This is a genomic window from Acinetobacter lwoffii (assembly GCF_024129855.1).
GTDB classification, from domain to species: Bacteria; Pseudomonadota; Gammaproteobacteria; order Pseudomonadales; family Moraxellaceae; genus Acinetobacter; species Acinetobacter lwoffii_L.
Genome location: NZ_JAMXXC010000089.1, coordinates 1 through 288 on the forward strand (window position 1 = coordinate 1; position 288 = coordinate 288).

Annotated in this window: 1 pseudogene; it reads left to right on the forward strand. The window is 41.3% G+C overall.

The annotated features are described in order from the left end of the window. Positions 1–288 (forward strand): annotated as a pseudogene (locus NI465_RS16630) (IS6-like element IS1008 family transposase); the annotation flags it as partial.

Here is a 288-nt window from a genome sequence, read left to right on the forward strand (position 1 = left end):
TTACGCTGGTATTGGCGTAATCCTACAGATTTACATTCATGGCATATGGATGAGACTTATATCAAAGTGAAGGGGCGATGGACTTACCTGTATCGTGCAGTTGATCAACGTGGTCATACGATTGACTTTTACCTTTCCGCTAGGCGGAACAGTAAATCAGCCTATAGTTTTCTAGGAAAGATATTCAATACGGTGAAAAAATGGCAAATTCCACGGGTCATCAATACAGATAAAGCAGCGACCTATGGCCATGCTTTATCACGATTAAAGCGAGAAGGAAAATGTCCA